General features: G+C 68.1%; 22 protein-coding genes. 17 read left to right on the top strand and 5 right to left on the bottom strand.

Translation table 11 applies throughout. The annotated features are described in order from the left end of the window. Nucleotides 1-47 precede the first annotated feature (47 nt). The 8 genes from BEP68_RS03255 (at nt 48) to BEP68_RS03220 (ending at nt 8,999) form a co-directional block, all read left to right on the top strand. The gene (locus BEP68_RS03255; RefSeq protein WP_187249196.1) at nt 48-977 is read left to right on the top strand and encodes a J domain-containing protein; all 930 of its coding nucleotides are present in this window, start codon (nt 48-50) and stop codon (nt 975-977) included. A gap of 151 nt (nt 978-1,128) precedes the next feature. Further along, nucleotides 1,129-2,121 (top strand): LacI family DNA-binding transcriptional regulator, encoded by a 993-nt coding sequence (locus BEP68_RS03250; protein ID WP_187249195.1) that lies wholly within the window; start codon nt 1,129-1,131, stop codon nt 2,119-2,121. A 35-nt stretch (nt 2,122-2,156) separates the two neighbouring features. Beyond that, the gene (locus tag BEP68_RS03245) at nt 2,157-3,425 is read left to right on the top strand and encodes an extracellular solute-binding protein (RefSeq protein ID WP_187249194.1); all 1,269 of its coding nucleotides are present in this window, start codon (nt 2,157-2,159) and stop codon (nt 3,423-3,425) included. Between the two features lie 10 nt (nt 3,426-3,435). Further along, nucleotides 3,436-4,401, top strand: a complete 966-nt coding sequence (locus BEP68_RS03240) for a carbohydrate ABC transporter permease (protein ID WP_261987670.1) — start codon at nt 3,436-3,438, stop codon at nt 4,399-4,401. Between the two features lie 2 nt (nt 4,402-4,403). Beyond that, nucleotides 4,404-5,243 carry a carbohydrate ABC transporter permease gene (locus BEP68_RS03235; RefSeq protein ID WP_053098169.1) on the top strand — a complete coding sequence of 280 codons (840 nt, stop codon included), beginning with the start codon at nt 4,404-4,406 and terminating at the stop codon, nt 5,241-5,243. Between the two features lie 15 nt (nt 5,244-5,258). Beyond that, complete coding sequence (locus BEP68_RS03230) at nt 5,259-6,242, top strand: glycoside hydrolase family 130 protein (RefSeq protein ID WP_072592119.1); 984 nt, start codon at nt 5,259-5,261, stop codon at nt 6,240-6,242. A 4-nt stretch (nt 6,243-6,246) separates the two neighbouring features. After that, nucleotides 6,247-8,286 (top strand): hypothetical protein, encoded by a 2,040-nt coding sequence (locus BEP68_RS03225; protein ID WP_187249193.1) that lies wholly within the window; start codon nt 6,247-6,249, stop codon nt 8,284-8,286. Nucleotides 8,287-8,333: 47 nt separating this feature from the next. Then, nucleotides 8,334-8,999 carry a histidine phosphatase family protein gene (locus tag BEP68_RS03220; protein ID WP_315985265.1) on the top strand — a complete coding sequence of 222 codons (666 nt, stop codon included), beginning with the start codon at nt 8,334-8,336 and terminating at the stop codon, nt 8,997-8,999. A 30-nt stretch (nt 9,000-9,029) separates the two neighbouring features. Here BEP68_RS03220 and BEP68_RS03215 read toward each other — a convergent pair whose 3' ends face one another. Further along, nucleotides 9,030-9,560, bottom strand: a complete 531-nt coding sequence (locus tag BEP68_RS03215) for a hypothetical protein (protein ID WP_072592121.1) — start codon at nt 9,558-9,560, stop codon at nt 9,030-9,032. Between the two features lie 94 nt (nt 9,561-9,654). Here BEP68_RS03215 and BEP68_RS03210 point away from each other — a divergent pair, with 94 nt between their 5' ends. From BEP68_RS03210 to BEP68_RS03200, 3 genes are all read left to right on the top strand, one after another. Then, a complete protein-coding gene (locus tag BEP68_RS03210) occupies nt 9,655-10,077 on the top strand; it encodes a Fur family transcriptional regulator (protein ID WP_053098173.1) in 423 nt (140 codons plus the stop codon). 63 nt (nt 10,078-10,140) lie between these two features. Further along, a complete protein-coding gene (locus BEP68_RS03205; RefSeq protein ID WP_053098174.1) occupies nt 10,141-11,592 on the top strand; it encodes a catalase in 1,452 nt (483 codons plus the stop codon). A gap of 83 nt (nt 11,593-11,675) precedes the next feature. Beyond that, nucleotides 11,676-12,485 carry an alpha/beta hydrolase gene (locus BEP68_RS03200; RefSeq protein WP_222839074.1) on the top strand — a complete coding sequence of 270 codons (810 nt, stop codon included), beginning with the start codon at nt 11,676-11,678 and terminating at the stop codon, nt 12,483-12,485. 191 nt (nt 12,486-12,676) lie between these two features. Here the strand turns inward: BEP68_RS03200 and msrA are convergent, their stop codons facing one another. Both msrA and msrB read right to left on the bottom strand, forming a co-directional pair. Beyond that, nucleotides 12,677-13,222 carry a peptide-methionine (S)-S-oxide reductase MsrA gene (gene msrA / locus BEP68_RS03195; protein ID WP_053098176.1) on the bottom strand — a complete coding sequence of 182 codons (546 nt, stop codon included), beginning with the start codon at nt 13,220-13,222 and terminating at the stop codon, nt 12,677-12,679. Further along, the gene (gene msrB, locus BEP68_RS03190; protein ID WP_053098177.1) at nt 13,219-13,686 is read right to left on the bottom strand and encodes a peptide-methionine (R)-S-oxide reductase MsrB; all 468 of its coding nucleotides are present in this window, start codon (nt 13,684-13,686) and stop codon (nt 13,219-13,221) included. Before msrB ends, msrA begins: the two co-directional genes overlap by 4 nt. 151 nt (nt 13,687-13,837) lie before the next feature. On the opposite strand from msrB, the gene BEP68_RS03185 reads away from it, so the two are divergent. From BEP68_RS03185 to BEP68_RS03170, 4 genes are all read left to right on the top strand, one after another. Beyond that, on the top strand, nt 13,838-14,755 hold the full coding sequence (locus BEP68_RS03185) for a DUF808 domain-containing protein (RefSeq protein ID WP_053098178.1): 918 nt from the start codon (nt 13,838-13,840) through the stop codon (nt 14,753-14,755). A gap of 263 nt (nt 14,756-15,018) precedes the next feature. Continuing rightward, entirely contained in the window at nt 15,019-15,546 is a 528-nt protein-coding gene (locus tag BEP68_RS03180) for a GNAT family N-acetyltransferase (protein WP_187249191.1), read from the top strand. Then, entirely contained in the window at nt 15,543-16,274 is a 732-nt protein-coding gene (gene pnuC / locus BEP68_RS03175; RefSeq protein WP_187249190.1) for a nicotinamide riboside transporter PnuC, read from the top strand. Before BEP68_RS03180 ends, pnuC begins: the two co-directional genes overlap by 4 nt. Before the next feature lie 81 nt (nt 16,275-16,355). Continuing rightward, the gene (locus BEP68_RS03170) at nt 16,356-17,741 is read left to right on the top strand and encodes an LLM class flavin-dependent oxidoreductase (RefSeq protein ID WP_053098181.1); all 1,386 of its coding nucleotides are present in this window, start codon (nt 16,356-16,358) and stop codon (nt 17,739-17,741) included. Nucleotides 17,742-17,767: 26 nt separating this feature from the next. Here the strand turns inward: BEP68_RS03170 and BEP68_RS03165 are convergent, their stop codons facing one another. Then, nucleotides 17,768-17,947, bottom strand: a complete 180-nt coding sequence (locus tag BEP68_RS03165) for a hypothetical protein (protein ID WP_053098182.1) — start codon at nt 17,945-17,947, stop codon at nt 17,768-17,770. A 147-nt stretch (nt 17,948-18,094) separates the two neighbouring features. On the opposite strand from BEP68_RS03165, the gene BEP68_RS03160 reads away from it, so the two are divergent. Together BEP68_RS03160 and BEP68_RS03155 are read left to right on the top strand one after the other, a co-directional pair. Beyond that, nucleotides 18,095-19,135: an iron-containing redox enzyme family protein gene (locus BEP68_RS03160; protein WP_072592124.1), complete on the top strand. Its 1,041-nt coding sequence runs from the start codon at nt 18,095-18,097 to the stop codon at nt 19,133-19,135. Then, nucleotides 19,132-19,338, top strand: a complete 207-nt coding sequence (locus tag BEP68_RS03155; RefSeq protein ID WP_053098184.1) for a CDGSH iron-sulfur domain-containing protein — start codon at nt 19,132-19,134, stop codon at nt 19,336-19,338. Before BEP68_RS03160 ends, BEP68_RS03155 begins: the two co-directional genes overlap by 4 nt. Nucleotides 19,339-19,352: 14 nt before the next feature. Here the strand turns inward: BEP68_RS03155 and BEP68_RS03150 are convergent, their stop codons facing one another. Beyond that, on the bottom strand, nt 19,353-19,889 hold the full coding sequence (locus BEP68_RS03150) for a hypothetical protein (RefSeq protein ID WP_187249189.1): 537 nt from the start codon (nt 19,887-19,889) through the stop codon (nt 19,353-19,355). Between the last annotated feature and the right edge of the window lie 31 nt (nt 19,890-19,920).

Genomic DNA, 19,920 nt, shown 5'->3' with positions numbered 1-19,920 from the left:
CAACAGCGCCCGGATATTCTGGATGACGCGATCTCGGAAGGAGAGCGATGTTCGACAGCCCGCTCTCGGCTTCCGCCTACGAGATCCTCGGGGTGGACCCCACCGTCGACGACGGCGAGCTGCGGCGCGCCTATCGTCTGCGACTGCGCCAGACCCACCCCGACACCGGAGGGGACGCGGCCGTGTTCATCCAGGTGCAGCGCGCGTGGGAACTCGTCGGCACGCCCGAGGGCCGCGCCGCCTATGACCGTCGCTCCGGCGCCCACCCCGGCATCCCCGCCGAACCGGAGTGGAACGGCTGGCGGCCGCAGTCGGCGACCCGCACCGACACGCGTCCCCGGGCGCGGTCGTACGGCCACCCCGGCGGATGGCGTCGAGAGCGCTACCTCTCACTCATCCGCGAGTGGGCCGGCCGTGGCGTCGAGGTGCCGGACCCCTATGACCCGGCGCTCGTGCGATCAGCGCCGCGAGACCTGCGACGGCTGCTCGCCGATGCGCTGGCAGAAGAGGCGACCGCCCGCACGGTGAGCGCCCTCGGAATGGGATTCACGGTCTGGCACGACGTCGCGACCGGCGCCGACCCCGACGACAAGCTCGACCACGTCGTGCTCAGTCCGTCGGGTCTCTACGGCGTGATGTCGGAGGACTTCGGCGGCGTCGTCGGATTCCGCCGCGGCGAGATCACCGGCCCGAGCCTCGGCACACGCGCGCCCGTCACCGCGGCGCTCGGCCGCATGCGCACCGTCGCGAAGGCCGCCAAGGTGAAGTTCGGCGGTCTGATCATGGTGCTCCCCGACGACGACCTGGCACAGGCCGTCACGCCTCTGGGCAGCAGTCGCGGGGTGCCCGTCGTGGTCGTGCGGCGCAGCGCCCTGGCGATGGTGCTGCGCCAGGGAGTGCCCGGCGCACGAGCGATCGGCGGCAACGAACTGTTCGACGTCCGCACCCGACTGCAGCAGACCGTCTCCTTCGTCTGACCCTGGTCGCGCCCTGTCGGCATCCGTCCGGCCCTCTTGACGGGCGTCGTCAAACCGGTTTACACTCGCTGCACCCGCAGCTGTCAAACCGGTTAAACCGACGCCTGGCGAAGATGCGGACGATCAGCCCGATGTTCCACGAGGAGGTGGCATGAGCCGCACGACGATCGCCGACGTCGCCCGCGAGGCGGGAGTCACCAAGGCCACCGTCTCTCACGCGATGAGCGGCAAGCGCCCCATCTCCGACGACACCAGGGCGAAAGTGCTCGCCGCCGCGGAGAAGCTGAACTGGGTGCCGAGCCAGAGCGCCCGCGCGCTAGCCACCCAGAAGGCCAACGCCCTTGCCGTGGTGCTGGCCCGCGACCCCGAGGTCATCGCGAACGACTCGTTCTTCCCCGCGTTCATCGCCGGCGTCGAGTCCGTGCTGGCCGAGACCGAGACCGCCCTGATCCTGCAGGTGGTTCCCGATCGGGCGGCAGAGGAACGCGCCTATCGCTCGCTCAGCCACGGGCGGGCCGACGGCGCCCTGCTCCTCGATCTTCGGAACGACGACTGGCGCGTGCCGCTGCTCGAAGAACTCGGCCTGCCGGCCGTGCTGGTCGGCGCCTACGAGCAGCCGACCCGCTTCTCGTGCGTACGCACCGATGACGACGCCCCGGTGCGCGAGATCATCGCCCACCTGCGCGCCGAGGGGCATGAGCGCATCGCGCACGTGGCCGGTCCTCTCGACTACGTGCACTCGCGGGTGCGAGCGGATGCCTACATCGACGCCGTGGGCGCAGACGCACTGCTGCGAGAGGGCGACTTCACGGCATCCAGCGGTCGTGAGCGCACCGCCGAGCTGCTCGCGCTTCCCGAGCGACCGACCGCGATCCTCTACTCCAACGACACGATGGCGATCGCCGGGTTGTCGTACGCCCGCTCGAGCGGACTCAGCATCCCCCGCGATCTCGCAATCGCCGGCTTCGATGACGACCACCTCTCGGCCCACCTCTCCCCTGCGCTCACGAGCGTCTCGTCGGGTCCTGCCGCACGTGGCCGCGCGGCAGCCCGCCTGCTGCAGGCCGACATCCTCGGCGCCGAACCGCGCACCGAGGTCGTCGACTGCAACGTCGTGCACTTCCGGGAGAGCACCACCCGCTAGACGATCACCCGAACCATCGCGTCAAGGAGGACAACATGAAGAAGAAGATCCGCGCAGCAGCGCTCTTGGGAGCCGTCGCACTGGTCGCCACCGGATGCTCGTCAGGAGGCGGGGGCGGCGACGCCTCGGCCGACGGCACCGGCTCCATCGACATCTGGCTGTCGAACAACGAGCAGGAGGTCGCCTGGGGCACCGCCGTCGTCGACGCCTGGAACGCCGAGCACCCCGACGAGAAGGTCAACGCCCAGGAGATCCCCGCGGGCTCGTCGTCGGAAGAGGCCATCACCGCCGCGATCACCGCCGGCACCGCACCCTGCCTCGTCTACAACGTGGCCCCGGCCGCCGTCTCGGGCTGGGTCAAGCAGGGCGGACTCGTCGACCTCAGCACCATGGAGGGCGGCAGCGACTACATCACCGAGCGCGGAGGAGAGGTCGACTCGTATGCGACCGACGGCAGCTTCTACCAGCTGCCCTGGAAGTCGAACCCCGTCATGGTCATGTACAACAAGGCGCTGTTCCAGGCCGCGGGCATCGATCCCGAGGACCCGCAGATGAACACGTACGACGCGTTCATCGAGGGGTCCAAGGCGATCGTCGCCTCCGGTGTGCAAAGCGCCATCTGGCCGGCTCCGACGAGCGAGTTCTACCAGCCCTGGTTCGACTTCTACCCGCTCTACCTCGCCGAGACCGACGGCACCATGCTCGTCGAAGACGGCAAGGCGACGGTCGACTCGGATGCCGGCCGCGAGGTCGCCGAGTTCTGGAAGACGTTCTATGACGAGAAGCTCTCGCCGAACGAGGCGTCGACCGACGATGCGATGTCCGCCGGCACCACCGCCATGCAGCTCGCCGGTCCGTGGGCGATCCCCTCGTACGCCGAGACCGTCGACGTCGGGTTCATGCCGGTCCCGACCAGCGACGGCCGCGAGAACCCGACGACCTTCGCCGACTCGAAGAGCGTCTCCATGTTCACCGCGTGCGAGAACCAGGGCACCGCGTGGGAGTTCCTGAAGTTCTCGACGAGCGTCGACAGCGACGGACAGCTGCTCGAGGCCACCGGTCAGATGCCGATGCGCACCGACCTCACGGAGACCTACGCCGACTACTTCGATGCGAACCCGAACTACGTCGCGTTCGCCGAGCAGGCCGAGGCGACGGCCGACGTGCCCAGCATCCCGAACTCCGTGGAGGCCTGGCAGGCGTTCCGCGACGAGTACTCCGCCGCCGTGATCTTCGGCAAGGAGTCGATCGACGACTTCCTGAAGAACGCCACGACGAAGATCGACGACCTCGTCGCCGAGTGATGAGTCTGCGATGACGCTCCGAGACGACGCCGTCGCGGACGTGGCCGGGGGCACTTCAGCCCCGGCCCCGTCCGCGGGCCGGCCACCGAGGGCGCGGTTGCGCACCCGACTGCTGGGTGCGCAGCCGATCGGCGGCCTGTTCGCGCTGCCGTACCTGGTCTTCGTGCTGGCGATCTTCGCGTTCCCGCTGGGATTCGCGGTCTACATCGCCTTCCACGACTACTTCTTCACCGCGCCCAACGTCGAGGTCGAGCGACCGTTCGTGGGCTTCGACAACTTCGTGACCGTGCTCACCGACCCGAGAGTGCTCGGTTCGTTCCGCAACACCCTGATCTTCCTCGTCATCAACGTGCCGCTCACCGCCGTGCTCTCGCTCGTGCTGGCCGCGGCGCTGAACACCGGCATCCGCTGGGTCGCCGCCTACCGCGTGGCGTTCTACGTGCCGTATCTGACGGCCAGTGTCTCGCTCGTCGGCGTGTGGATGCTGCTCTTCTCGGGCAACGGTCTGATCAACACGATCCTCGACCCGCTCGCCCCCGATCCGTCGTGGCTCGTGAACAGCGGGCTGGCGATGCCGATGATCGCGCTCTACGTCACGTGGAAGCAGCTGGGCTTCTACATCCTGCTGTATCTCGCGGCGCTGCAGAACGTGCCGAAGGAGCTCTACGAATCGGCCGAGACCGACGGCGCGGGAGCATTCTCCCGATTCTGGAACGTCACGGTACCCGGCGTCCGCAGCGCCACCACGCTCGTGCTGATCCTGTCGATCATCACCGGAGCCAACCTCTTCACCGAGCCCTACCTGTTGACCAACGGCGGTGGCCCCGACGGCGCCTCGTCGACCCCCGTGCTGTTGATCTACCAGTTGGGCATCCAGCAGCAGAACCCCGACACCGCGGCAGCGATCGGCATGATCCTCGTGATCCTGGTCGGGATGCTGTCACTCGCCGCCAACCGCGCGACCAGGGAGCGATGACCATGAGACGCACGCGTTCACTGCCCCGCATCCTGAGCCTCATCCTGCTCACGGTCGCGGCCATCGGCTTCGCCTTCCCGTTCTACTTCATGCTGGTCGGGGCCTTCCAGGAGAATCCGACGAACTCGCCCAGCGAGCTCTTCCCGACGAGCGGGTGGACGGTCGACAACTTCCTCGCGATCGACTCCCGCATCGACCTCGCGGGCTCCCTGCTCAACTCGCTGATCTTCACGGCGGGTGTGCTGCTGGGCACCGTGGTGTTCGGGCTGCTCGCCGGATATGCGATCGCGAGGCTCGACTTCCGCGGCCGTGGCGTCATCTGGGTGCTCATGCTGCTCGTGCAGATGGTGCCGTTCCAGCTGCTGATGATCCCGCTCTACGTGCAGATCACCCGCAACTACGGGCTCGGCGATTCATACATGGGCATGATCCTGCCGTTCCTCATCAACACGACCGCGGTGTTCATCTTCGTGCAGTTCTTCAAGGCGCTGCCCGTCGAGATCTTCGAGGCGGCGCGCATCGACGGAGCCGGCGAGATCCGGCTGCTGACGTCCGTCGCGATCCCGCTGATCAAGCCGGTACTCGTCACGGTGGTGCTCGTCACGTTCATCGGCCCCTGGAACGAGTTCCTCTGGCCGTTCCTCATCACGAAGGACGCGTCGCTGCAGCCGCTCGCCGTATCGCTCGCCAACTACATCTCCAACGTCGCGCAGTCGACGGCGAATCCCAACGGGGCCATCCTCGCCGGCGCCACGGCGCTCGCGTTCCCCGTCGTCATCCTGTTCATCGTCTTCCAGCGGTTCTTCCGAGCCACCGACCTCGGCGCCGCCGTCAAAGGCTAGCCAGAAAGGCACCCCATGTTCACCGGAGCAACCTTCCCCCTGGGCCCCTTCGTCCCCTACGAGGCCAATCCCATCCTTCGACCGAAAGGCGACAGCTGGGAGTCGGCCAATCTCTACAACCCGGCCGCGATCGTCGACGGCGACGAGGTCGTGCTGCTCTATCGGGCGCATGCCGACGACATCGTCTCGCACATCGGCATCGCGCGATCGAGCGACGGCGTGAACTTCACCCGCGAGGACGCGCCGATCCTCTCCCCCTCAGAGGACTACGAGCGCTTCGGATGCGAGGACCCGCGCATCGCGCTGATCGACGGCACCTACTATCTGACCTACACGGGATGGGACCGACGCAGCGCCCAGCTCTGCCTCGCCACCTCGACCGACCTGCGCACCTGGACCAAGCACGGCCCGCTGTTCGACGACTTCGACACGTTCAAGACCATGGATCCGCGTGGGTTCAACTGGTCGAAGGCCGGCGTGATCGTGCCGCAGAAGATGCACGGCAAATGGTGGATGTACTTCGGCGAGGGGGCGATCTACTGGGCGACCAGCGACGACCTCATCCACTGGACGCCGGGCACGGCCGACACCGATCCGATGTACTCGCCGACCCCGGGCACCTGGGACGAAGCGCTCGTCGAGATCGGCACCTCGCCCGTGCTCGCCGACAACGGACTGCTGGTGTTCCTCACGAACGGCGCGACGAGGGTCGTGCATGACGACGGATCGGTCGACGTCGACTACCGGTGCGGGCAGATCGCGATCGACCCCGACGAGCCGACGAAGGTGATCGCCCGCCTGCAGGAGCCATGGCTGAGGCCGCAGACATTCGAGGACATGAACGGCCTGGTGTCGAACGTCACGTTCGTCGAAGGACTCGTGAAGTTCCGAGGCAAGTGGTTCGCCTACTACGGGCAGTCCGACACGACGCTGGCCGTCGCCATCCACGATCCCGCGCAGCCGTGGGGCCGGGCACTGAGAGACGCGAACGAGGAATGAGAGCATGTCCATCTCCCGACGCACGTTCCTGACCGCCGCAGCCGCGACCTCTGCACTCGCGCTGCTTCCGCTCGACCCTGCCGGAGCGCACGCCTCGGCGCCCGCCGCACCGCCGCTCGGATCTCGACCGATCGGCGCGGGTGGAGGCGCGCGGCTCACGAACCTCGCACACCTGCGCTTCCTGCTCGCCGAGGTTCCCGTGGTGGCGAGTACCACGCACACCACGTTCGGCATCGACGCCTCACCCCGCGTCCTCGCACCGTGGACCTATGCCGACACCGACGGTGCGGGCGGATTCCGTCCGGTTGGTGGCGGCACTCGCGACGCCGTGACCGGGTACTGGACGCAGGGCGCCTACAACGCGGATGACATCGCGCGAGCGGCGATCGTGTTCCTGCGCGCGTGGAAGGCGACCGGCGACGCGCAGGCCCGCGACGAGGCACGCGATGTGCTGAGGTCGCTGGCGTTCCTGCAGACGACGAGCGGGCCGAATGCCGGCCGGGTGGTGCTGTGGCAGCAGGAGGACGGCACCCTGAACCCCAGCGCGATCCCCGTCGAACTGCCCGACCCGTCGGACTCCGCCGAGTCCTACTGGCTCGCTCGTTCGGTCTGGGCATTCGGCGAAGGCTATGCGGCGTTCCGGCGGGAGGATTCCGAGTTCGCGGCATTCCTGCTCGCACGGCTGCATCTCGCTCTCGACGCGCTCGGTCGCGAGTCTCTGTCGCGTGCCGGTCACTGGGTGCGCAGCGACGGACGGGATCTGCCCGCCTGGCTGATCGCCGGCGGCGCGGATGCGACGGCCGAGGCCATGCTCGGGCTCGCTGCGGCGACCGAGGCCGGAGATGCGCGCAGCCGTCAGGCTCTGCAGACCTACGGAGAAGGGGTGGCCGCGATGGCCACCGACCCGGCGAAGGGATGGCCGTTCGGCGCCGTTCTGCCGTGGACCGGGTCTCTCGGTTTCTGGCATGCCTGGGGCGCTGCCGCACCGGAGGCGCTGGCTCGCGCGGGTGCGCTGCTGCGCCGCCGAGAGTGGACCGCCGCGGCCCTGGCGGACGCGGGGACGTTCACCCCGCAGGTGCTCGCCTCGGGCGGACCGCACAACGCCTGGGCGCCACTGCCCGCGGAGGCGCAGATCGCGTACGGCGCACACGGCCGCGTCGCGGGCGCCGTGCAGGCGGCGTCGGTCGGCGGAGAAGGTCTGCGCGTGCTCGCCGGGCTGAGTGCCAGCTGGTTCTTCGGGGCGAACACCGCAGGCGTCCCGGTATACGACCCGGCCACCGGCGTGACGTTCGACGGCGTGGAGACCGACGGGCGCGTGAATCGCAACTCGGGGGCTGAGTCCACGATCCACGGGCTGCTCACGATGCTGCTGCTCGACGCGAACCGCGACATCGCACGCATCGCGACATCGATCACCGGCCTGTCCTCGTTCTCGGGACTTCGGGTGATCGATGCCGAGGGCGCTCGGCTCTCGGCGGGCTGCGAGGTCGTGCGGCCAGAGGGCGGCGCGTGGATCGGCGAGGGCAACCTCTCGGGAGCCGCGTATGTGCGGGTTCCCGCGGGCGAGTCGGTCGAGTTCGATGTGACAGAGGCCGGCGGCATCCTGCACGGTCTCGTCTGGAGACAGAAGGCGGATGCCGGAGAGGCGGTGTGGGAGGTGTTCCGCGGTGGCAGGCGGCTCTGGAGCACGCGAACCCCTGCCGGAGGAACGGGCGATCGCGGCCTGACGGAGGCCGACGGGATGCTCGTTCCCCAGCTGCTCGGTGGCGATCTTCCCGCCGATGCGGTGACCGTCCGGTGCACGAGCACCGGCGATCTGCGGCTCGACGCTCTCGTCATCCAGCCGGCGGTGTCCACGGCCGTGTATGCCATGGCATCCGGTTCCGCGGTGCTGTACGCGAACGGCGCTCGGCGCGATCAGCGAGTCTCGCCCCTCGCTGCGGGATCGGGCCGAGCCTACGAGGCCGACGGGTCGCAGCGTGGCCAGGCTGTGCAGGGCGGCAGGGTTCGCGTGCGCGGCGGAGGTTTCACCATCACGCGGTGAGGGTGCGGGGCTGTGCCGTCGGCACGCGTGCGGACTACGGTTGCGGTGTGCCTGCGCTTCCCGAGTACGACCCGCTGCCCGATCGCCCCGCCCCCGACAATCCCTCGGGAAAGCTCGTCCTCCTGCGCCACGGCGAGACGGAGTGGTCGAGGGCCGGCCGCCACACCGGCCTCACCGACATCCCGCTCACGGCGCGGGGTGAAGACCTCGCTCGCGCTGCCGGGAGGCTGGTCGCCGACTACGACTTCTCGCTCGTCCTGTCGTCACCCCTCGAGCGCTCTCGGCGCACGGCCGAGCTCGCGGGGCTTCACGCCGAGGTCGATCCGCTGCTCGTCGAGTGGGACTACGGCGGATACGAGGGTCGCACGACGAAGGACATCCGCGAGGAGCTCGGCTACGACTGGAGCGCCTTCACCCACGGTGTGATCCGGGGCACGACGCCGGGCGAGACCGTGGAGGAGGTCGCCGCCCGCGCGTCCCGCGTGCTCACACGGGTGCTGCCGGCGCTGACCGAGGGCGATGTGGCACTCGTCGCGCACGGCCACTTCCTCCGCATCCTCACCGCCGTCTACCTGCGCCTCGCTCCGCGCTTCGGCGCGCAGATCACGCTGGATGCCGGATCGGTGTCGGTGCTGAGCTTCTATCGCGAGCAGCCGGCGATCCTGACGTGGAACTACGGCCTCGAGTTGCCCCTCGCACCGTCGGAGTCCTGACCCCCGCAGCGGAACGAGAGCACTGGACACTCACGGCACGGTGACGAGCGAGATCGCATTGATCGTGGGAGCGCCGTCGAGAGCGAGCTCGAACCTCACCCCGGTCCGGGCATTCGTGACGTCGAACGCGATCGTCTCGTTCGTGCACGCGATCGGCTCCGACGGCGATCCCTCATCGAGTTCACTGACGGTGAGCACGATCGTCCCCTCGCCTCGGCATGCGAACTGCGCCTGATAGGTCCCCGGTTCGAGCGATGTGAAGCTGGTGACGTCGTTGGCCGAGCTGTTCTCGCTCATCCATCCGGAGAAGCCGAAGACGTATCCGGGCGAGTCCGACCCGGGTACCGCCGTCTGCGCCCATTCGGCGATCTCGTCCACGGGCAGCGGAAGCTGCGCCTCGTCGGAGTCGGCATCCGGAGTCGCCGTCGACGCGGAGCCGCTCGGAGATGGCGAGGGAGACGTCGATCCGGTCGCCGACCCCGACGGCTCTCCCGTGCATCCGGCGAGCGCGATGCCCGCCATCAGGACCAGTCCGATCGTCGCCGCTCTTTTCCTGAACATCCCTCCACGCTACGGATGAGCCAGGATGATGCAACCGCCGCGCCCGACACGCCATTCTTTTGAGTTACTCAAAATAAACGGTAGAGTCGGGGCCATGGAGACAGAACTCGACTCGGCACTTCGCGGTGCCGGGCTGCGTGCGACCGCGGGCCGCGTCGCCGTGCTCGAGGCACTGGAATCCATGGCCCACACGGATGCGGAGCGGATCTTCCGCACCGTGTCCGACGTGCTTCCGACGACGTCGATCCAGTCGGTGCACAACATCCTCGCGGACCTGACGACGGCGGGCCTCATCCGCCGGATCGAACCGGCAGGCTCCGCGGCGCTCTACGAGCGGCGCATCGACGACAACCATCACCACATCGTGTGCACCCAGTGCGGTGCGATCGGCGATGTGGACTGCGTCGTCGGCGAAGCGCCGTGCCTCACCCCGTCTTCGGCGGGGGGATTCACCGTCCAGACAGCCGAAGTGACCTTCTGGGGCCTGTGCCCCAGTTGCCAGAACGCCGCGCAGTAGCATCCGACGCCGTTCCCGGGCACCCGGGATGATCGTCGTGTCTGCGTGCAGAAGGAGAAGAACATGACCGACCCATCGACCACCACCCAGACGGGCACACCCGTCGCGAGCGACGCGCACTCGCTCACCGTCGGAGCTGACGGCCCCACCGTTCTGCACGATCGCTACCTCGTCGAGAAGCTCGCGTCGTTCAACCGCGAGCGCGTGCCGGAGCGCAACCCCCACGCCAAGGGCGGCGGAGCCTTCGGAACGTTCACCGTCACCGAGGACGTGTCGGCCTACACCCGTGCCGCGGCCTTCCAGCCGGGCGCTCAGAGCGAGACGCTGCTGCGTTTCTCGTCGGTCGCCGGCGAGCAGGGTTCGCCCGACACCTGGCGCGACGTGCGCGGTTTCGCGCTGCGTTTCTACACGCCCGAGGGCAACCTCGACATCGTCGGCAACAACACCCCGACCTTCTTCCTGCGCGACGCCATGAAGTTCCCCGACTTCATCCACTCGCAGAAGCGTCTCGGCGACTCGGGTCTGCGCGACGCCGACATGCAGTGGGACTTCTGGACCCTCTCCCCCGAGTCCGCCCACCAGGTCACCTACCTCATGGGTGACCGCGGCCTGCCGCGCAGCTGGCGCCACATGAACGGCTACGGATCGCACACCTACCAGTGGGTCAACGCCGCCGGCGAGCGCTTCTGGGTGCAGTACCACTTCCTGTCGAAGCAGGGCGTCGAGGCGATGAGCGCCGAAGAGGCCGAGAAGCTCGCCGGATCGGATGCCGACTACTACCGTCGCGACCTGTTCGACGCGATCGCTCGCGGCGACGCCCCCTCGTGGGACGTCTACGTGCAGGTCATGCCCTACGAAGAGGGCAAGACCTACCGCTTCAACCCGTTCGACCTGACGAAGACCTGGTCGAAGAAGGACTACCCGCGCATCAAGGTCGGCACGTTCACGCTCGACCGCAACCCGCAGAACTTCTTCGCCGAGATCGAGCAGGCCGCCTTCTCGCCCGGCAACCAGGTTCCCGGCACGGGCATCTCGCCCGACAAGATGCTCATGGCTCGCGTGTTCGCATACTCGGATGCTCAGCGCTACCGCATCGGTGCGAACTACAACCAGCTGCCGGTCAACCAGCCGCACGCGGCCGAGGTGCGCAACTACATGCACGAAGGCCAGATGCAGTACAAGTTCAACCCGGCCGAGCACCGCGTCTACACGCCGAACTCCTACGGCCCCGCCGGCGGACCCACGGCTGACCCCGCTGCCGGTGTCGAGGCGAGCTGGGAGTCGGACGGCGAGCTGATCCGCGCCGCCGCGACCCTGCACCTCGACGACGACGACTTCGGTCAGGCGGGCACGCTCTACCGCACGGTCTTCGACGACGAGCAGCGCGCGCGCTTCCTCGACACGCTGACCGGCCAGGGACAGGGCATCACGATCGACGCGATCCGCGAGCGGTTCTTCCAGTACTGGACGAACGTCGACGCCTCGCTGGGCGACGCTCTGCGCGCTCGCTTCTGAGCCGCCTCCGCTGAGGACCGAGACCCACCGTCCCTTCGGGGCCGGTGGGTCTCGGCGTCTCCGGGCATCGCAGGGGGAGCACAATGGATGCCGTGGCTGTTCCTCTCTCCGACCTGACCCAGATGCCCGAACCCCAGCAGGTGCACGCCGCCGATGGCACTCGCCTCGCGACCTACACCTGGGGTGATGTGGATGCTCCCGTGGCGGTGATCGTGCACGGGTTCGCGTCGAGCGCCCGCGACACCTGGGTGCTCACGGGGTGGGTGCGCGAGCTCACGAAGGCGGGGTATCGGGTGCTCGCGCTCGATCAGCGGGGCCATGGGCTCAGCGAGAAGCCGCACCAGGCCGACGCCTACGGCATCCGCACTCTCGCGACCGACGTCGAGACGGTCATGGACATGTATCTCGTCGACGAGGCCGTCTACGTCGGATACTCGCTCGGGGCCCGGGTCGGCTGGGAGGTCGTGCGCGATCTGCCCCACCGGATCGGCCGCGCCGTGCTCGGAGGGGTGCCGGACGGCATCCCTCTCGCGCGGCTCGATCTCGACCAGGTGCGCGCGTATCTCGCCGACGGGACGCCCGTCGCGGATCCGACGACGCAGAACTACATCGCGCTGACCGAGCGCGTGCCCGGCAACGACCTCGGCGCACTCGTGGCGCTGGCCGAGGGGATGCGGTCGTCTCGGACGATCGATCCCGACCCGTCGAACGCGCCGGCGAGCCCGATCCTGTTCGCGACGGGGTCGAAGGATGCCATCATCGAGGGCTCTCGCGCCCTGGCGTCAGCTGCCCCGCAGGGACAGTTCTTCGAGATCCCCGATCGCAACCACTTCAACGCACCGGGATCGCGCGCTTTCAAGGAAGCCGCGCTCGCTTTCCTGTCGGAGACCTGACCGCGGGCGGCCACGCCTGCCCACTCGTAGCGGAGGACATCTCAGGCAACGAAGGATGCTTCTCAGCATCCGCTCCTTCGATCCGCGAGATCTCCTTCATTGCCGGAGCGGCAGCCGTCTGCCCGAGCACTGACCGCGGGCACGAGAAGAGCCCTCCGTCTCGGGGAGACGAAGGGCTCTCGGGGTGACGGTCAGACCGTCGCGTTCTCTTCGCGCTTCGGCAGCACCCATCCCGCACGCGGGAAGTGGCAGGTGTAGCCGTTGGGGTACTTGATCAGGTAGTCCTGGTGCTCCTCTTCGGCCTGCCAGAACGGGCCGACGGGCTCGATCGTGGTCACGGCCTTGCCCGGCCACAGACCCGAGGCGTCGACGTCGGCGATGGTGTCGCGCGCGACGGCCTCCTGCTCGGGGCTGAGCGGGAAGATCGCCGAGCGGTAGCTCGAGCCGATGTCGTTGCCCTGGCGATCCTTGGTCGACGGGTCGTGGATCTGGAAGAAGAAAGCGAGGATGTCGCGGTACGTCGTCTTCGTGGGATCGAAGACGATCTCCACAGCCTCGGCATGACCCGGGTGGTTGCGGTAGGTCGCGTGGTCGTTGCTGCCGCCGGTGTAGCCGACACGGGTGTCGAGCACGCCGGGCTGGCGGCGGATGAGGTCTTCCATGCCCCAGAAGCAGCCGCCGGCGAGCACGGCGGTCTCGGTCCCGGGGGTGCGGGTGATTGTTCCGGTGTCGGTCATGAGTTCTCCTCGGAGTTCGGGGTGGGGAAGAGGTGACGGTAGCGACCGTACCCCTCATCTTCCAGGCTGTCAGCCGGGATGAAGCGCAGGGCGGCGGAGTTCATGCAGTACCGGAGTCCTCCTGCGTCTCGGGGTCCATCGTCGAAGACGTGCCCGAGATGGCTGTCCGCGCCGCTGGAACGCGCCTCGGTGCGCTTCATCCACAGCGTGCGGTCGGTGCGCGTGGTCACGGCGTCGGCCTCGATGGGCTTGGTGAAGCTCGGCCATCCGGTGCCGCTGTCGAACTTGTCGGTCGACGCGAAGAGCGGCTGACCCGAGACGACGTCGACGTAGATGCCGTCGTCGTGAGTGTTCCAGTACGCGTTGCGGAAGGGCGGCTCGGTCGCATCCTCCTGCGTGACCTCGTACTGCAGGTGCGTGAGGTCGCTGACGGCCTCGGGGGTCTTGCTGTACTCGTTCGACATGGTCTGTCTCCTTGTCCGACGCGGCTGGCTGCAGCGTCATAGAAGAGAACCAGGAGGATGCCGGTTTTGGTCCCGCGGGACTGTGAGCGCGCTGTGAGTTTGTGCGCAGTCGATAGAGTTGCTCCGCTACATACACACCAGGGAGATACACATGTCGGTTGGACTGCTCGCCGTCGTCGATGACATTCTCAGCGCGGCGATGAAGGCTTCGGCCAAGGCCGCCGGCGTCGTGATCGATGACGCCGCCGTGACCCCGCAGTACGTGCAGGGCATCACGCCCGCGCGCGAGCTGCCGGTCGTGGCGAAGATCGCCCTCGGATCTCTCGCGAACAAGTTCGTCATCATCATCCCCATCGCGTTGCTGCTCACCGCCTTCGCGCCGTGGGTGCTGCCGTATCTGCTGATCCTCGGTGGCGCCTACCTCTGCTTCGAGGGGGCCGAGAAGGTGCTCGAATGGTTCGGCGTGCAGCACGGCCATGCCGATGAGAGCGCCCGCAACGAGAACAAGCTCGTGTGGGGCGCGGTGCGCACCGACCTGATCCTGTCGACGGAGATCATGCTGATCTCGCTCGCCAACCTCGAGGCCGGCCTCGACATTTGGACGACCCTCGCGATCCTCGCCGTGATCGCGCTGCTCATGACCGGCGTCGTCTACGGTGCAGTCGCCCTGCTCGTGAAGATCGACGACATCGGTCTGAAGATGGCGAAGAACCCGTCCCAGCGAGTTCGCCACACGGGCACGCGCATCGTGCGCTCGATGCCGGCGGTCTTCCGCTTCATCAGCATCCTCGGCACCGTCGCGATGCTGTGGGTCGGTGGACACCTGCTGCTCGTGAACCTCGGCGAGGTCGGCGTGCACTTCGGCGCCGACATCCTGCACGGCATCGAGCACTTCCTCGAGCCGGCCGGCGGTGTCATCGTCTGGATCGGCGACACGCTGTTCTCGGCCATCGCGGGTCTGATCGCGGGTCTGATCATCGTGGGGATCATCCTCGGGATCGGTCGCCTGATCGGCAAGAAGCCGAGCTTCCACGAGGGTGAGGAATCGCCCGCCGACGTGCACGTCTGACACCGACGCCGCTGTTCGAATCTCAGTCGGTAACTTCACACCTGAACCGACGTGGTGAGCCCTCCGAGACTCCGTGAACCCGGACCGTCTGCAGGGCCGCCGCATGGATGCAGGAGGATCTGAGGGATCTCGCCCTGCAGACGTGCCCCGGTCCTGCACGCGGCACAGGAGGGAAGCCGCGGCGAGCCCTCGGAGACCGACCCCACCCCGGCATCCTGCTACCGTCGTCCCGTGCGCACCCGAGCGCAGATGCAGGAGACCCGATGAGCGACCACCAGATCCGGGATGCCGAGACCGCCGACGTCGAGGCGATCACCGCCATCTACAACGACGCGGTGCTGACCACGACCGCCATCTGGAACGAAGAGGCCGTCACGGTCGACGACCGCACCGCCTGGCTCGCCGAGCGCACCGAGCGCGGCTACCCCGTGATCGTCGCAGTCGACGACACCGGCGTCCTCGGCTATGCGACGTTCGGCGACTGGCGCCCGCACAGCGGCTACCGCCACACGGTCGAGCACTCCGTCTATGTGCGCGAGGGGCAGCGCGGGCGCGGCATCGGCAAGGCGCTCATGATCGAGCTCATCGACCGCGCGCGACGCCTCGGCAAGCACGTCATGGTCGCAGCGATCGAGAGCAGCAACACGGGGTCGATCATCATGCACAAGCGCCTCGACTTCATGCAGGTCGGACGGATGCCGCAGGTCGGCGCCAAGTTCGATCGCTGGCTCGATCTCACCTTCCTGCAGCTGGTGCTCGATGAGCGCCCGTTCCCGAATGAGCGCCCGTGAACCCGCTGCTCTGGCTCGCTGACGCCTTCAACTCGCAGTGGGTGCTCCCCGGCGGTCAGGTGCTGCTGATCCGCGAAGTGGTCGGCAACGCGTTCGGCCTGGCGAGCGCCCTCGGCGGCATGCAGCGCAAGATCTGGGCGTGGCCGGTCGGCATCGTCGGCAATCTGCTGCTGCTCACGGTCTTCCTCGGGTCGATCCTGAATCCCGACCACGAGCTGCCGCATCTGCTCGGCCAGGCCGGGCGTCAGATCATGTTCATCATCGTCGCGATCTACGGCTGGGTGCGCTGGCGCCAGGCCGCCTCGAACGGTGGGCGCGTGACCCCGCGATGGGCGCCCAACAGCGCCCGTATCGGCCTGGTGCTCGTGATGGTGATCGGCACGATCGCCCTCACTCCGCTGTTCCGCGCGCTCGGCTCGTGGGAGCCCGTGTGGGCGGATGCCTGGACCTTCGTCGGCTCGCTGCTCGCCACCTACGGCATGGCCAAGGGCTGGACCGAGTTCTGGCTCATCTGGATAGCCGTCGACATCGTGGGCGTGCCGCTGCTGTTCAGCTCCGGCTTCTACGCCACGGGCCTGATGTACGTGTTCTACGGCGTCTTCACCGCGGTCGGATTCGTCGTGTGGTGCCGCGCGCAGGCGAATGCCAAACCGCAGGTCGACACGATCATGCCGGATCCCCGCCCCATCACCTCCACCATGAAGACCGTCGACCGCGACCGCGACTGACCCGCCCCGACCACTCGGCGAATGTGTCGGCGCATGTCACCGGGGTGGCCGGGAGGTCGATCGACGGGTTTGCTGGTCCCCATGACCCGTCAGATCCGTTTCAACGCCTTCGACATGAACTGCGTCGCCCACCAGTCGTCCGGCCTGTGGCGGCATCCTGACGATCGATCGCGCCAGTACAACACCATCTCGTACTGGACCGACCTCGCGAAGCTGCTCGAGAGTGCGACGTTCGACGGCATCTTCATCGCCGACGTCCTCGGCACCTACGACGTCTACGGCGGGACGAACGAGGCGGCGATCCGCAACGGCGCCCAGGTTCCGGTCAACGATCCGATCCTGCTCGTCAGCGCGATGGCCGCCGTCACCGAGCACCTCGGATTCGGCATCACCGCCGGCACCGCCTTCGAGCACCCGTACCCGTTCGCACGCCGTCTGAGCACCCTCGACCACCTGACCAACGGACGCGTCGGCTGGAACGTCGTCACCGGCTACCTGCCCAGCGCCGCGCGCAACATGGGCCAGGAGGACCAGCTCGCGCACGACGACCGCTACGACCATGCCGATGAATACGTCGAGGTGCTCTACAAGCTCTGGGAGGGGTCGTGGGAAGACGACGCGGTCGTCGAGGACCGTGAGCGCGGCATCTTCACCGACCCGTCGAAGGTGCACCCCATCGGCCACGAGGGCAAGCACTTCAGCGTTCCCGGCATCCACATCTCCGAGCCGTCACCGCAGCGCACGCCGGTCATCTACCAGGCCGGAGCGAGCCCCCGCGGCGTGCGCTTCGCGTCGGAGAACGCCGAGGCGATCTTCGTCGCCGCCCCGTCGAAGGAGGTGCTCGCCGGCACCGTGAAGCGCATCCGCGACGCACTCGAAGAGGCGGGCCGCGACCGATACGACGCGAAGATCTACACGCTGCTCACGGTCATCACCGGGGCGACGAGCGAGGATGCCGCGGCGAAGCACGCCGAGTACCTCTCGTATGCGAGCCCCGAGGGCGCGCTGACGTTCATGTCGGGCTGGATGGGCGTCGACCTCTCGCAGTACGCCGAGGACGAGCCCGTCGGCAACGTCGAGTCGAACGCCATCCAGTCGGTGCTGCAGCACCTCAAGGAGGAGGCCGACCTCGGACGCGAGTGGACCGTCGGCGACTTCGGACGCCACAACGCGATCGGCGGCCTCGGCCCGACCATCGTCGGCTCGGGCGTCGAGATCGCCGACGAGCTGCAGTCGTGGGTGGAGGAGACCGACATCGATGGCTTCAACCTCGCCTACGCGGTCACTCCCGGCACCTGGCAGGACGTCATCGAGCACGTCATCCCGGTGCTGCGCGAACGCGGCGTCTACCCCGAGGAGTACACGCCGGGCACCCTCCGCAACAAGCTGCAGGGCAAGGGCGACCGCGTGCAGGACACGCACCGCGCCGCGAGGTATCGGATCGGGGCGAACGTCCCGGTCGCCTGACCCTCAGCGATCTTCCGTGGAGCCGGTCAGTCGGCCTTCGAGGTGAAGAGCCCGCGCAGCACGAGGAACACCACGACCGCGACGACGAGCACGATCGCGAGCTTGGCGATGAACCACAGGATCGAGAACAGCGCGCTGACGATCCACCAGGCGATCACCACGGCGAGGACGACGCCGACGATGGTCCAGAGCGAGTTCTTGTTCATGGTTCCAGCCTAGGCGGCGCGGCGACGTCACAGATCCGAACGCTGCGGCGTCCGCCCTTCCGCATCCGATGCGTCGCCGTCAATCCCCTTCCCGTGCGCTGATCACCGGGGTGAGACTGCAAGCATCCGACTCTTGGGAGCATCTCCATGTCTGCGCCAGCACTCACTTCGTCCGCCGTTCACGGCATCACCGCGAGAGGTCCCCTCAGTGACGCCGTCATCCGCCGACTGACCGGCGAAGACGCCGACGATCTCGGTGCCAGGGCCGAGGCTGCGCTCGCTTCGACCGATGACGTCGTGCGCGACGACGACATCCAGCTCGCGCTCTTCGTGCTCTACGCCTCGTCGTACGGGTCGCTTCCCGAGCTCGACCCCGCCCTCGAGTGGGATCCGGCGTTGATCGCGACACGGGGAATCCTCGAGCACGCGTTCGAGCGGGCACTGCGGGCGACTGTCCCGATGCCCGAACTCCCCGAGCCGACCGTCGATGCCGTCGGGCGGGCCCTCTTCGCCCTCGCCGAGGCCGACACGGGTCCCAGCCTGTCGCGCTACGTCGCGAAGAAGGCGACGGAAGAGCAGATGCACGAGTTCTTCATGCAGCGCTCGATCTACACGCTGCGCGAGGCCGACCCGCACTCGTGGGCGATCCCGCGCCTGCACGGGCGTGCGAAGGCGGCGCTCGTCGAGATCCAGTCCGACGAGTACGGCGGCGGGCGGCCCGACCGCGTGCACGCGACGATCTTCGCTCGCGCGATGCGCGGCGCCGGACTCGACGACACCTACGGCGGATACGTCGACGACGTGCCGGCCATCACGCTCGCCTCGCTGAACTCGATGTCGATGTTCGGCGTCAACCGGCGCCTCCTCGGCGCCATCGTCGGACACCTCGCCGCGTTCGAGATGACCTCGTCGATCCCCAACCGCCTGTACGCCGACGGCCTGCGGCGCCTCGGGTTCGGTGAGGACGTGACCGACTACTTCGATGAGCACGTCGAAGCGGATGCCGTGCATGAGCAGATCGCGGCGCGTGACCTCGCCGGCGGGTTGGCGGAGGATCACCCCGAGCTGCTGCCCGACATCATGTTCGGCGCGGCCGCCTGCCTGACCGTGGACGGCTGGGCAGCGGGCCACATGCTCGACTCGTGGACGCGCGGAGAATCCTCGCTGCGGCCGAGGGACGCACGATGAGCGCGCGCGAGGATGCCGTCACCATCACCGCCTACCCCGACGGACCGCTGCTCGTGCGGGGCGCGGCGGTGCTGGAGTCATCCGACGGCGAGCCGATCGAGGTCACGCGCCGCACGGTGGCGCTCTGCCGTTGCGGCCTCTCGACGATCAAGCCGTTCTGCGACGGCACCCATAAGGCCGCGGGGTTCCGCACCGACGCCTGATCTCGGCGAGCCGGTCAGTGCCCGACTGCCGGCAGGCATCCGCCGTCCATGATGACGCCGCCGATCTCGACCGTGAGCACGTCGGCCGAGACCTCGCCGAAGATGCATCCGCCTTCGGGAGCAGCTGCACCGAAGGCCACGGCCCGCTCGTCGCCCAGCGTCTGGACGTAGGTGATGCCGGCGTCGGCGAAGACCTCCTCCACAGCGGCGACCGACAGGCCGCCGGAAGTGCGGAGCGACTCGAGGCCGGCGCGGATGTCATTCGCCGGTTTCTCGGCGGCGGCTCGGCTCTCCTCCGAGAGGTCGACGCGATCGCGGTAGCGCTCGTTCTGCGCCATCGCGTCGTCGGGGTCGTAGGGCGCGCAGTCCGGAGGCAGATCGACCCCTTCGATCTGCGGGCACGCTGCCGTGGGAGTGGGACTCGGAGATGCAGATGGCGATGCGCCAGGCGGGCCGGCGGTGGCCGTCGCGCACCCTGCGAGCATCATGGTCGTCGCAACGACGAGAAGCAGCCGCGCACCTCTCGACCTGTCCCCCCGGAGTCCGGTCATTCCCTCATGCAACCACACGGGAGCTCAGTGG

It is taken from the genome of Microbacterium sp. 4-7, from assembly GCF_014332665.1.
Lineage (GTDB): Bacteria > Actinomycetota > Actinomycetes > Actinomycetales > Microbacteriaceae > Microbacterium.
Note: the sequence above shows the minus strand (reverse complement) of the source record. Positions and strands in the feature narration are given on the sequence as shown.